This is a genomic window from Flavobacterium lotistagni (assembly GCF_011392125.1).
GTDB classification, from domain to species: domain Bacteria; phylum Bacteroidota; class Bacteroidia; order Flavobacteriales; family Flavobacteriaceae; genus Flavobacterium; species Flavobacterium lotistagni.
Window position 1 is genome coordinate 265,800 of sequence record NZ_JAAJBU010000002.1, and the last position, 14,157, is coordinate 279,956.

At 42.3% G+C, this 14,157-nt stretch carries 8 protein-coding genes; 2 read left to right on the forward strand and 6 right to left on the reverse strand.

Features of this window, described 5'->3' with window-relative positions; translation table 11 throughout:
* Nucleotides 1-18: 18 nt before the first annotated feature.
* Nucleotides 19-4,617: a T9SS type B sorting domain-containing protein gene (locus G4D82_RS03930; protein ID WP_166334731.1), complete on the forward strand. Its 4,599-nt coding sequence runs from the start codon at nucleotides 19-21 to the stop codon at nucleotides 4,615-4,617.
* Nucleotides 4,618-4,806: 189 nt separating this feature from the next.
* On the opposite strand, the gene G4D82_RS03935 is transcribed toward G4D82_RS03930, so the two are convergent.
* From G4D82_RS03935 to G4D82_RS03945, 3 genes are read right to left on the reverse strand one after another with little or no spacing between them, the layout of a single operon-like run.
* Nucleotides 4,807-5,820 (reverse strand): 3-oxoacyl-ACP synthase III family protein, encoded by a 1,014-nt coding sequence (locus G4D82_RS03935; RefSeq protein WP_166334733.1) that lies wholly within the window; start codon nucleotides 5,818-5,820, stop codon nucleotides 4,807-4,809.
* A gap of 56 nt (nucleotides 5,821-5,876) precedes the next feature.
* Nucleotides 5,877-7,175, reverse strand: a complete 1,299-nt coding sequence (locus G4D82_RS03940) for a YCF48-related protein (protein WP_166334735.1) — start codon at nucleotides 7,173-7,175, stop codon at nucleotides 5,877-5,879.
* Nucleotides 7,176-7,223: 48 nt separating this feature from the next.
* Complete coding sequence (locus tag G4D82_RS03945) at nucleotides 7,224-8,153, reverse strand: ABC transporter ATP-binding protein (RefSeq protein WP_166334737.1); 930 nt, start codon at nucleotides 8,151-8,153, stop codon at nucleotides 7,224-7,226.
* 162 nt (nucleotides 8,154-8,315) lie between these two features.
* Between G4D82_RS03945 and G4D82_RS03950 the strand changes: the two genes are divergently transcribed.
* Complete coding sequence (locus G4D82_RS03950; RefSeq protein ID WP_166334739.1) at nucleotides 8,316-11,225, forward strand: beta strand repeat-containing protein; 2,910 nt, start codon at nucleotides 8,316-8,318, stop codon at nucleotides 11,223-11,225.
* A 64-nt stretch (nucleotides 11,226-11,289) separates the two neighbouring features.
* On the opposite strand, the gene G4D82_RS03955 is transcribed toward G4D82_RS03950, so the two are convergent.
* The 3 genes from G4D82_RS03955 to G4D82_RS03965 all read right to left on the reverse strand — a co-directional run bounded on the left by G4D82_RS03955 (nucleotide 11,290) and on the right by G4D82_RS03965 (nucleotide 14,135).
* Entirely contained in the window at nucleotides 11,290-12,597 is a 1,308-nt protein-coding gene (locus G4D82_RS03955) for an ABC1 kinase family protein (protein ID WP_166334741.1), read from the reverse strand.
* A 24-nt stretch (nucleotides 12,598-12,621) separates the two neighbouring features.
* Complete coding sequence (locus G4D82_RS03960; protein WP_166334745.1) at nucleotides 12,622-13,293, reverse strand: TetR family transcriptional regulator C-terminal domain-containing protein; 672 nt, start codon at nucleotides 13,291-13,293, stop codon at nucleotides 12,622-12,624.
* Nucleotides 13,294-13,436: 143 nt separating this feature from the next.
* The gene (locus G4D82_RS03965; protein ID WP_166334747.1) at nucleotides 13,437-14,135 is read right to left on the reverse strand and encodes an OmpA family protein; all 699 of its coding nucleotides are present in this window, start codon (nucleotides 14,133-14,135) and stop codon (nucleotides 13,437-13,439) included.
* Between the last annotated feature and the right edge of the window lie 22 nt (nucleotides 14,136-14,157).

The following is a 14,157-nucleotide window of genomic DNA, read 5'->3' on the forward strand; positions in this document are numbered from 1 at the left end:
TAAATCCCCAAATCTACTATGAAAAAATTACTACTCATTCTAGCTACGGCTATGACTGTGTCGTGCTTCTCGCAAGCCATATCAGTCAGCACCAACACTTACACCGTGCCTCAATTGGTTAATTCGGTGTTGATTAACTCACCTTGTGTTGCAGCCACCAACATTACTTGGAGAACCGGAACTAACTTTAATTCTTCGAACGGAATCGGATTCTTCCAGAACACCAACCCTAGATTTCCTATGCAATCGGGCGTAATGCTTAGCACCGGCGATGTCATGCACGGCGCAGGACCAAACAGTTCTGATTTGAACGACGGCGCTGCCAACTGGCCCGGCGATACCGATTTGGAACATACGCTATCACAATCAGGAATTGCGATGAGCTCGGTAAACGCTAGTGTGCTTGAATTCGATTTCACGCCGATTTCGCCTACGTTCAACTTCGAGTTCTTGTTCGCTTCTGAAGAATACGGTAATTTTCAATGCCAATTCTCTGATGCGTTTGCTTTCTTGTTGACTAATACCGCTACCGGAGTAACCACGAATTTGGCTGTAGTACCCAGTACGAACATTCCAATTTCGGTGGTAACCATTAGGGATTTCCTTTACAATTCGTCTTGTCCGTCGGCCAATGCCCAGTTTTTCGGCAGCTACAATGGCGGTTCTGCGGCTTCTAGCGCTGCGATTAATTTCAACGGGCAAACCAAGCTTATGAATGCTTCGGCTGTTTTAACTCCGAATACACTATACCATATTAAATTGGTCATTGCTGATCGTTCAGATTCGGGATCAGATTCTGCGATTTTTATCTCCTCGGATACATTCAATATCGGTCAAGATGTTTTAGGCTTAGATATAACTACGGCAGCCAACACCGCTTTGTGCTATGGAAGTTCACACACATTAAATTCTAATTTAAATGCTGCGAATTACACTTTTTCTTGGACAAAAGACGGATCAATTGTGCCTGGTGAAAACGGACCAAGTTTAACCATTACTGAACCCGGATTTTACGGTATTACTTATCAGCAAACCACTAGTGGATGCCAGCCGATTACCGACTATATTACGGTTCAATACTTGCCTGAAATCATCACTCCAGACCCAATTAATTTATACCGTTGCGATACAGGTGCAGCCACTTATACTTATGATCTTTCACTAAATACAACTGTGGTAAAAGCCGGATTAAACCCTTTAACGCAAGTGAGTTATTATGGGTCGCTGGCCAATGCCAATGCGGGAATTAGCCCACTACCCAACTCATACACAGCTGCACCGGGAACTACCATTTATGTTAGAATCAAAAGCCACAACAGCGCTTGCTTTATTGTAAAGTCATTTCAACTGCTGACTTCTGCGCCTCCGGTAGCCAACGCTGCACCCAACATGACTAAATGCTCAGGCTCTTCATTTAACAATGCCGCTTTCGATTTGAACCAGCAAAATGCCGTCATCTTAGGAAGCCAGTCCGCTTCAGAGTATGTGGTGAGCTACTATACTTCGCAAGCCAACGCCAACAGCGGAACCAACCCTATTGCCAACAACTTTACATTCGCTACGAACAATACCACCATATACGTTCGCGTGCAAAGTGCTTTTGACAGTACTTGCTTCACTACCGGCACCAGCTTCACTTTGTTTGTAAGCCCATTGCCTGCGGTGGATACTCTGCAAGCTGTTTTTGTTTGCGAAAACTATCCACTACCTACTTTAACTAACGGAAACTATTTCACTGGGCCAAACGGAACTGGAACCGCTTTGTTTGCAGGAGATTTAGTCGATACTACTTCAACCATCTACATTTTTAACCAACCTAACGGACCGGGAACTTGCTCCAACAGTAGTACTTTTCAGGTAACCATTTTAGATCCTGAAACGATTGTTCCTGAAGACCAAAGTGTTTGCGGCAGTTATACTTTGACAGCGCCTGCGGTTGGCGGCTATTTCACAGGTCCAAGCGGAACCGGAACGGAACTTCTTCCGGGCACCGTGATTTCATCTACACAAACTATTAACTTTTACTACGCAGCTACCGAACCTCCGTTTTGTGTGATTGATGACAACTTCACCGTGACGATTCTATCAACCGTTACGCTCGGAACTTTTGAAAATGCTTTTGATTGTACTTCTTATACGTTACCTGCTTTAAGCGAAGGAAATTATTACACACAACCCAACGGCGGCGGAACTCAAATCGCTGCGGGAACAATCTTAACCAGCTCACAAACCGTATATGTTCATGCAGAAACACCAGACCATTGTACGGCTGATGCTTCATTTGAGGTCATCATCGGACTGACGATTCCTGCCGATGTTGCCCAATGTAACCCTTATACTTTGCCTGTGTTACCGGTTGGAAAATATTATACTGCTCCTCAAGGTGGCGGAACAGAAATCCAACCAGGAACTGTGATTAACTTATCGCAAACGGTTTATGTTTATGTTGCCAATGCAGGTGGAAATAACTGTACAGATAATGCGCATTTTAATATTGCTATCGCACAACCAATTATCGATACTTTGGCAGATGTAACAGTATGTGAAAGCTACACGCTACCTGTTTTGAGCAGCGGAGAATATTATACCGGTTCGAACGCTACTGGAACCCATTTATTTGCAGGTGATTTAATTGTATCGACACAAACCGTATACATTTTCAAACAATCAGTTTCAAGTGCAACTTGCAACAACGAATCTAGCTTCGTAGTCACCATTAGCGCCAAACCAGTGATTGACTCAAGGTCGGATATCGATATTTGTAATTCTTATACCTTGACCAATCTGAGCGTCGGAAATTACTATACCGGCCCTAACGGAACAGGAACCATGTTACCCGGCGGAACTGTAATCACAACTTCACAGAGAATTTACATCTATGCAGTCGCAACTACGGCTCCATTTTGCACCAACGAGAATAGTTTTTACATCAGTGTATTTTCTATAGAGGCAGATGCTCCGTCAAACGTTACTGCTTGCGACAGATATGTATTGCCCGCTTTGACTGTCGGAAATTACTACAAACTTCCTGGCGGACCTCATAGTGGCGAAGGTAATTTAATGCTGGCCGGCGATGTGATTACCACTTCTCAAACCATTTATGTTTATACCGAATCTGGCGAGCGTATCAATTGTATTGACGAGAATACTTTTACGGTAACCATCAACGTATCACCAGTGATTGCGCCAATTGCTGATGTTTTTGCTGCCAATGCATATGTTCTGCCAGCGTTACCGGTTGGTAATTACTTTACCGGAACTAACGGAACCGGAACCCCGTTAAACGCGGGTGATTCAATTACTTCGAACCAAACGATTTATGTATATGCCGAAACTGGAACCACTCCAAATTGTACCGATGAGAAAAGTTTCTATGCTACCATATACAACGTGGATGAAGTGGCCGATGTGACTACTTGTGAAAGCTATATACTGCCTACTTTAACTATTGGAGGTTATTATACTGGCCCTTTAGGCACCGGAACCCATTTATTGGCCGGACAAAGAGTAAATACTTCGCAAACCATTTATATATACGGAACAGCTCCATTTGATGCTACACAATACGATGAAAGTTCCTTTGATGTAACTATTATCGATACGCCTGTGGTATATCCGGTTCCTGCAAATTTACTGCGCACTTGCGATACCGATGGCACCAACGATGGTTTGTTCAACTTTGATTTGACCACTTTAGATAGCTCGGCTTTAGGCAACCAAACTGGTTCTGAATTCACAGTTACTTATTACACTTCATTCAATGATGCCGTAACCGGAACCAATGCTGTGACTGTTACTGATGCGAAAACCATCTATGTCAAAGTAACCAACAATTTGACAGCAACTTGTTTTGATGTCAAGAGCTTACAAATCAAAGTAAACAAATTGCCGGAACCAACACCACAAGGCGGTATCATGTGTTATGATTCTGTAAACAATGTAGTACTAAACCCTTACACCATTTCCAGCGGATTGAGCGCTTCGGCCTACATGTTCAAATGGTATAATGAAGATGGAGCACTAGTGGGAAGCGGCAGTACTTATCAAGCGATGTTGCCCGGTGTTTATTCCGTAGTAGCTACAGATATTTTAACGGGATGCGATTCTGAGCCGATGCCTGCAACAGTAGGTTCGTCTGAGCCAGCAGTGGTTAGTTATGCGGTGACTGAAGCCTTCGATGACAATCAAGTAATTACTATTCAGACTATCGGAGCCGGAGATTACGAGTATCAGTTAGACCATGGTTTGTTCCAAGACAGCCCTATATTTGAGAACGTTTCATCGGGAATTCATACAGTTACTGTTAGAGATAAAAACGGTTGCGGCATGACTTCGACCCAAGCATTGATTGTAAATTATCCTAAATTCTTCACGCCAAATGGTGACGGATTCAATGATACTTGGAACATCAAAGCTTTAGAAAACCAAGCAAAATCAGTGATTTATATCTTTGATCGCTATGGAAAAATCATGACGCAAATCAAGCCTGATGGCAATGGTTGGGATGGAACTTTCAGCGGACAAATGATGCCTTCAGACGATTATTGGTTTACAATTACCTATCAAGAAGACAACGTAGAGAAAGAATTCAAATCGCATTTTTCGATGAAGCGATAAGAATGTCCAACAAATTATTTTGAGATTCTTTGTAACAGTAAAGGCATTTGGAAGTCTATAGTTACATCAATCAAAAAGTAAAATTCCTTTAGAATTTATAATTGGGTTTTATATAAATTGAGTTTTAGTTAGAGAGAAAGAACCGGAGTGTGCACTCTGGTTTTTTTTTTGCTTTAAATCGAAAAAATACTACCATCTAATCATTGCACTCGCCCAAGTAAAACCACTACCAAAAGCAGCCAGAACCACTAAATCACCAGATTTGATTTTACCCAATTCCCATGCTTCGGTAAGCGCAATCGGAATCGACGCCGCCGTAGTATTGCCAAATTTCTGAATGTTATTGAACACCTGATCGTCACTTAGTCCAAACTTCTTTTGAATGAATTGCGAGATTCTCAAATTGGCTTGATGTGGAATCAGCATATCGATATCGGTTACCGTCAAATTGTTCGCGAGCAAACCTTCGTTAATTACTTCACTAAAACGTACTACCGCATTCTTGAATACAAATTGCCCGTTCATGTATGGAAAATAACTTTCATCATCCGGATCATGGTCTTTCAAAATATCGGTTACCCAACGACCGCCCATGCCCGGAGCCAAAACAGCGAGTTCTTTAGCATGCTCTCCTTCAGAATGCAAATGTGTGGAAAGTATGCCTTTAGTCAAATCCGTTTCACGAGTAATTACGGCCGCTCCTGCTCCATCACCAAAAATTACCGAAACACCACGACCTCTGGTAGTCATATCAAGCCCAATAGATTGCAATTCCGAACCCACAATCAGAATATTGCGATACATGCCAGTTTTGATGTACTGATCAGCAATCGACAAGGCATAAACAAACCCTGAACATTGGTTGCGAATATCGAGCGCGCCAACGGTTTTTAAACCCAGTTCTTTCTGAAGCGCCACGCCCGGCCCCGGAAAATAATAATCCGGAGAAATGGTCGCAAACACAATAAAATCGATATCATCTTTGTTGATACCTGAACGTTCTATGGCAATTTTTGCGGCTTTGATGCCCATCGTAGTTGTGGTTTCGCCGCTGCCTTTAACAACATGACGTCGCTCTTGAATGCCAGTTCTTTCTTGAATCCAGTCGTCGTTGGTATCCATTATTTTTGAAAGATCGTCGTTGGTGACTACTTGTTCCGGAACAAAATAGCCCAGCCCAGCAATTTTTGAATGATACGTCATCGGGTTTGCTTTAAAAGTTAACAGTCAAATTTAAACATTTCAGCTTCAAATCAATATTACTTGACAAATTTCACCGATTGTCTTCCAGTATCGTTATGAAGATTTAAAAAATAAGTTCCCGACGGATACGGAAAATCGAAAGTATACTTCTTGGTACCGGCACTCACTGATTCGCCTTTCAGTACTTTGAGTAATTTGCCTGTGGCATCATAAAGTCGCATCACGATATGGTCGGGTTCAGGAAAATCTATAGACACACTGAGCTTGTCTTTGACCGGATTCGGTGCTACAGTAACTTTTAACGGAACGCGGTTGGTATCCACAAAATTCGGATCAGACAATAAGCTTTCACTGTACTTATAAATTGTCGCGCCTGAAGCATAGGCCAAATGATCTGAAAGGAAAAAAATACGGTTCAAATTACCTCCAACCCCAGCATCGGTCCAGGTATCGCCGCCATCGTTGGTTTCCATAAACGGAAAATTGGTGCCAATACTAGAAGTATATCCGCCCACCCAACCGTGATTTTCAGTTAAAAAACCAATGGCCTGCACACTAGTAAACGGTACTTCCTTGGCAATCCAATTCACGCCGCCATCCAGCGAACGAACCATTCTGCCATTGTTGGGCTCAGAAGCTTCGACCGAACCAAAAAGCACATTGTTGTTTGAAGACAATATTTGCAACTTCCAAACATATTCGCCCGGAATTCCCGAATTGTAAATCGAAGCCCAAGTCGCGCCGCCATCGGTAGTTTTTAGAATCACACCGCCATTGCTGTCTGCGCCAGATGCATAACCCACATTTTCATCCTGAAACAAAATTTCTACTAAAGCCGTGGCATAAGGCGTCATATCAATGTGTTGCCAAGTCGCACCACTGTCGGTCGATTTGATGATGTATGCCGGTGTTCCGCTGGCCGGAGAAAAATAAGCTCCACAACCATACACCGTAGATTCGCCTACAGCATCCAGACCGCATACGGCTCTTGGGGCGTTGGGCAAATTGGTCACCGGAATCCAAGTAGTGCCGCCATCAATGGTTTTAAAGAAAACATTATCTAGTGTGCCTAAAAACCCAATATTTTCGTTCAAAAATTCAATGTTGCGGAAGTAGTAGTTGCCGCCTAGAGATTGCTCGGTAATTTGCGTAGTCCAAGTAGCACCGCCATCTGTGGTTTTATATACTGCGGCATAAGCTCCGTTGGCTGCCCAACCCAAATTTTCGTTCAAAAAAAATACATCGTCAAAACGCTGGTTGTCGATATTGGTAATCGCTGTAGGCAAAGGCCGCCATTGCAATTGAGCCTGTAAATTCAGTGATATTGCCCAGCAAAATAAAAAGAGTTTTTTCATGGTTCAAGAGTTTTTACAAAATTAGTCAAATCATGGGTTGGTGATCGATTATTTTTCAAATTTGAGGTACAGAAATGTGCCTTTTTCTATTGGAGTTTTATTTTCAAAAAAAACAGTCGAACCTTCAAAATCGGCCTCAATCAAATATCCGTTACCCTTGAAATAATTCGCTTGGGTTTGAACTTTCACCGGAGATTTTTCGACCACTTTCAATTGGTGTGGATAAGCACAAATCATATTGCCATTTTCCCCCAAAGGCAATTCGCTAATATCATCAAAAAGACTCGCTATGTATGGATTGAAGTTGTTTTCATACACTGATTTTGAGTCGGCGTGTGAGAGCATTTTGCCTTCACGGATAACAAGGGTTTCATCGCTGTAACCCAAAATATCTTTGCTGTCATGTGAGGCAATGATACAAGTAATTCCTTTATCCTTCAAGTGCCTAAAGACTTTTCTGCGCAAGGCATTTTTTCGGAAATTATCAATATGGCTGAATGGCTCGTCTAGTAAAATAAGTTCAGGCTCTAAGGCTAAAACTCTAGCCAAAGCCACTCGTTGCATTTGTCCGCCACTAAGAAACTGCACTTTGGTTTGGGCAAATTCAGTCATTTCGACCAGTTCGAGCAATTCGGCAATGCGCTCCTTCTTTTGTTTCGGATATCGGTTAGAAAGAAATTTACCTATATTTTCTGCGACGGTAATGTAAGGCATCAAATCGAAATCTTGAGCCAAATATTTCATGGTATCGACACCAGGAATCAAGTTGAACTTCGGCCCAAAAACCTGATCACCATTCCAGAAAATTTCGCCTTGATTCAAATCGTGCAAACCATAAATCAGTTGCAGTAAAGTACTTTTCCCGCAACCACTTTCCCCAATCACCGCAAGGCATTTCCCGCGTTCTAAAGTAAACGAAACCGATTCAAGCGTGGGCTTGTTGGCATAAGAAAAAGAAATGTTGTTGACACTAAGCATGACAAAGATTGAAGCACAAAATTGAACATTCTCTCAGGAAATAAAAAATTTCAATGTGAGAAACTGCGAGTAATCGGCAATTGCTTAACACTCATCGATTTTACTTGTACCGTGCCAAATTGGTTTTACCTTTGTCCTACCCTAATTTACAAACTACCTCGAATGAAATATAAGTTACACTTAGTTGTCATTTTGTTTTTTATGTTGCAATCGGTACTGGCTCAAGTCGGAATCGGAACCACGACGCCTAATGCTACTTTCGATGTGCGTTCGTCCAATCAAGCAGCTCCAGCCCATACTGACGGTATTCTGATTCCTCGTGTTGATGCTTTTCCGGCGACCAATCCGACGGCTTCACAAAATGGGATGTTGGTTTTTCTCACCACAACTTCAGGAGCAAATGCGCCCGGTTTTTATTATTGGAACCAAGCGACCACCAGTTGGATTGGAATTAATTCGACAATGAACTCCGATGCTGATTGGCATAAAGTAGGAACATCAACTGCACCGACGCTCATTACCGATAATATGTTTCATACCGGAAATGTCGCAATCGGAAAAAACACCGCCAATTTTCCGCTTGAAATTCAAGGTGGCACCACAGACAGATTGGTCAATTCGAGCGCGACCAACAATACATCCAACACAATTGACAACATTAGCATCAGTAATACAGTCAACGGTTCATCGACAGACAATACTTACGGCATACTCAATACACTTTCGGGAACGGGAACAACCGGAGTGCAATTCGGAACGGCCAATTGGGTGTCTAATTCCGGAAACAGCAACCAACACGGCACTTACAACGGAATGTCTGGTTCAGGAAGCGGCAATCACTACGGAGTTTACAGCGATATTACCGGAACAGGAACCGGCAAACAATATGGCAGCAGCATCAATATTTCGAATTCGAGCAATGCGATTCATTATGGCACCAACAATAATTTATCGGGTAGCGGAAGTGGCATTCATTATGGCGTATTCACAGATATGTCAGGCACCGGAAGTGGCGAACAATACGGCAGTTACATCAGTGTAAGCAACTCTGGAAATGCGGTTCATTACGGTAACTATAACGACATTGGCGGAACAGGAAATGGCAATCAGTTCGGCAGCAGTATCAATATCAATAATTCAGGAACCGGTGTTCATTATGGCAATTTCACCAACCTTAGCGGTGCAGGAACTGGTATTCAATATGGCAGTTCCAATACCATCAGTAATACCGGAAGTGGCATTCATTTCGGGAATTTCAACCTGCTATCAGGAACAGGAACTGGCTTGCAATACGGCACTTACAACAGCATTACCAATTCGGCAAACGTAACACATTACGGCACTTTCAATACACTCGACGGCGCTGGAACCGGTCTTAAATACGGCAGCTATAATTACATCAACCCTTCGGCAGGCGGCACTCATTATGGTATTTATTCCGAAGTATTAAAATCAGGAACGAATTACGCCGGTTATTTCCTTGGAAACGTTTCGATCGGAACCACTACACTCAACAATTATTTGCTTCCACCTTCTCGCGGTACCAACGGGCAAATCATGCAAACCGACGGTGCGGGCAATGTAACGTGGCAAAACCTCAACAGCTCGGCTTGGCTCACCACTGGTAATAGCGGAACGACTCCGGCGAGTAACTTTATCGGAACCACCGACAATCAAGACATTGTTTTTAAAAGATTCAACATCCGTGCGGGTTATATTGGCGATGCTAGTTACGACGGCGGTTTTAATTACAATAATGGAAATACTGCTTTTGGGGCAAATTCCTTAGTGAATCCAACGATTAGTTTTGCTTCTCAATATGGCGTTCGGAATTCTGCCTTTGGGGCGAATGTACTCACAGCAAATACCACAGGACAACGCAACACGGCCATGGGCGACTTTGCCCTTTTCAGCAACACCAGCGGTTCGGAAAATACTGCCATTGGTTCTGGAGCGATGTTCTCCAACACTACTTCTAATTTCAATGTAGCCATCGGACGACAAGCCATGACCAGTTACAATGCGCCTTTTTTGGCCAATACCGGAAATACAGCAGTCGGTTTTGCGGCTTTGCGAAATTCCGTTACCGGGACCAACAATGTGGCCTTGGGTTATGAAGCATTGCGTAATACAACCGGAAATGGAAACATTGGTATCGGTTTTCAAGCGGGTCGAACCGAAACCGGAAGCGACAAACTGTATATCGAAAACTCGAATGCCGATGCCAACAACGCCTTAATTTACGGCGATTTCAGCACGAACATTTTACGCATCAACGGGCAAGTTCAGGTAGGCAACCCTACAATTGCCGGATACGCTTTTCCAACTTCGCGAGGCAGTAATACACAAGTGCTCCAAACCGATGGTGCTGGTGCTACTACTTGGGTAAATACCTCGAGCTTGGCGATTACTGAAACTGATCCGAAGGTGAACTCAGCTGGATTGAATAGTATCCCGAAATGGAACGGCACCAAACTCGTTGACGGCGTGGCAATAGATGACGGAACCAATATCGGAATTGGCATTACACCATCTGCCGGCAATAAACTTGAAGTGAACGGAAAAACCAAAACCACTAATTTCCAAATGACTTCAGGTGCTACTAATAATGCGGTTTTACAAAGTGATGCTGTCGGAAATGCTTCATGGGTAACGCCTGCATCCATGTCGATGGTGCGCACGAATTTAAGTGCTAACCAAAGCTTGAACACTAGCGGCTGGCAATTGCTGAATTTCAACACGATTGTTTTTGATGTCAATAGTGAATTTAATACCGGAACCAATCGCTTTATAGCCCTGAAAACAGGATATTATGAAGTGAACGCTGGTTTCCATACCGATAATCAAAGCAACACGCAGTTCTATTCCATCGGGATTTATAAAAATGGCAGTTTGTATCAGCAGACTTCTGGTAATCATTCTAATTTGGGGCCGGTTTCCAGAACAATTCATGCGCTGGTTTATTTGACCGCAGGAGAATATGTAGAGATTTTCGCAGAAAATTACCAATCAGGAGTGAACCTCGATGCTTATGCTGGAAAAACGTATTTTGAAGTGCGTCAACTGCGTTAAAAGAAAAAGAGCAAACCTTTTAAGGGCTTACTCTTTCTCACTAACTAACCAAAAAAACAAATCATCAATGGATAAAGCGAAGGTAATTTTGGGTATTTACTGCCGCTTTAAGATCGTGCATTAGATTATAAAGTCCGAAAAAAGTTCGGTTGATGTATAAAAAGTGTTTCGAACCGCGATTGCCATTCATCTTGCGCAATTGGGTGTCTTTAGTGAATTCTTCGCCCATGGTAGCAATGGCTCCGAAAAATTCCTCATCCGAAAAATCGAAATAATCGCCATGAAAAGGTTGGGTGAACAAGCTCAACAAGCGGTGAAAAATACCCGTGAAATATTGGATTTCTTCCGGAGAATCATCGGTGCGCAAAATCTCGAGTTCATACAGTTTGGCTTCAAACAAAACCGGAGTGTTAATGATTTTCGGGTTAGCCAATTCAAAATACGGTACATAAAAATCATTCGGTACTTTCTTGATGCAACCAAAATCAATCGGAATCAAATGGGTTTCATCTACCAAGAAATTCCCCGGATGCGGATCGGCGTGCACTTGGCGCAAATGGTGCATCTGATACATGTAAAAATCCCACAAAGCTTGCCCAATGCGGTTGGCTTTTACCTGATCTTTATTCTTAGACGCAAATTCAGATAGATGTTCGCCATCAATCCAATCCATAGTGAGGATTTTCTCTGAAGACCAAGCCGGATAATAATTCGGGAAACGCAAATGGTCAATATGACCGCAAGCCTGAACCATATCAAGACTTTGCTTGAGTTCTAGTATATAATCCGTTTCTTCTAAAAGTTTGTGTTCTACTTCGAGGAAATACTTTTCAGAATCTTTTCCTTTAAGATTGAACATTCTTGTGGCAAAAGGTTTCACCAACGCCAAATCTGAGCTGATGCTATCGGCCACACCTGGATATTGAATTTTCACCGCGAGTTTTTTACCGTCTTTGTATGCTTGATGCACTTGACCGATACTGGCTGCATTAACTGCATCTGGTGTAAATGAATCATATAGTTCCTCGGGGTATTTGCCAAGGTATTTTTTGAAAGTTTTCCGAACCAAAGGCGCCGATAGTGGCGGAACCGAAAATTGTGACAACGAGAACTTCTCAACATAAGCTTGCGGCATGATACTTTTGTCCATGCTCAGCATTTGGGCTACTTTGAGTGCGCTGCCTTTGAGGTTTTGCAAGCCTTCGTATATGTCTTCGGCGTTGTTTTGATTTAAGGTTTCTTTAGACAAATCCGGATTGACCATTTTCTTGCCATAATAAGCCACATAATTTCCGCCTACTTTGATGCCGGTTTTGAGCAATTCACCGGCTCGCTCGATTTTATTGGTCGGAATTTTGTCTAAAGTCTTCATAAATTCTTACTAAAGATTATGTGATTAAATCGCTCTTTCTTTCCAGAGGAATTTTCCTAAATCAATCAGATTTTCCAAGGGTTTAGTATCGAGCAAATCGACTACAGTATTGACAGATTTTTCGATTAGAACATCTGTTTTTTCAAAACCTTTTGAGCTGTCGTGCAACCAATATTTGAGCAAAAACAGAAATTGGATCCAAGCACCTTCAGAGAAAAACGGCTGGGAGAATTTATCCAGTTTTTTTAATTCTGTTTCTTGATTTTCCTTTATGATTTGGCCCACAAAGGCTTTAAATTCCTGACGAAACAATTTTAAATCCATGAGATTTTCTAAACCTTTTCCGTTTTCTTTCAGCGAATGCAACACATAAGAACGGTTGAGTGTGAGCAATTCAAAAAGCGAAAAATACAAAGTCAGTAATTTGTTCTTATCGGTGTAAGTTGAATATGACGAATCTTGTGCAATGGTTTGCTGCACATTTTCAAAGAACTGCACCCAAATCATTTGTCGAAGATGCTCCATCGAACTGAAAAAACTGTAGAAATCACTTTCTTCAATTCCAACAGTTTTGCAGAAAGTGTAGACATTTCTGTTGGCATCCGGATTTTCAAGAACATCATCCATATAGACTGTGATGATATGAAGATCGTTGATTTGCTTTTTCTTGGTGGTGGTTTTCTTGCTAGCGGCCATGATTTACAATACTTTTATTCGCGAAGGTAAAAGTAGATATTGTTTAACAATTTATCAAAATAATTAAACAAAATATTGTGTTAAATGTTGGGGATAAAAAAAGCCGCCCGAATGGACAGCTTTTATTTTATGAATTCTTGAGATTATTTCCCGCCTTCTTTCTTGGCATCTTCAACCATTTTCTCGTTCGCTGTAATGGCAAATTCCACGCGGCGGTTTTTACTTCTACCGGCATCGGTATCGTTAGATTCAATCGGATCTGATTCACCCAAACCTTTGGTAGTAAATCTCGAAGCTGCCAACCCTTTTTTGGATAAGTAAGCCTTTACCGCTGCTGCTCTTTGCTCTGAAAGTTTCAAGTTGTAATCATCGGCACCTGAACTGTCAGTATAACCGTAAATGATGATATCAGTGTCTGGATATTCGGTAAATACTTTCACCAATTTATCAAGATTGGCTTTAGCTGCCGCAGTCAAGGTCGACTTATTGAAATCAAAACGAACCGCATTTTCACCCAAAACCAATTTAATGCCTTCGCCTACACGAACTACGTCTGCACCGGGCAAAGCATTGTCGATTTCACGCGCCTGTTTGTCCATTTTGTTTCCGATGACACCACCAGCAACACCTCCGATGACACCACCAAGCACAGCACCCAAGGCACCATTGCCGCCTTTGCCGATATTGTTCCCCAAAACACCTCCGAGAATTGCACCACCAGCAGCACCAATAGCTACACCTCGTTGAGTTTTATTCGTATTCTTCACTGATTCACAACTGCTTAAGATACTGCCTGAGAAAATGGCCAAAGCCAATCCGGTTACTATAATTTTTCTGCTCATACTGTTAGATTTTATTGGGATT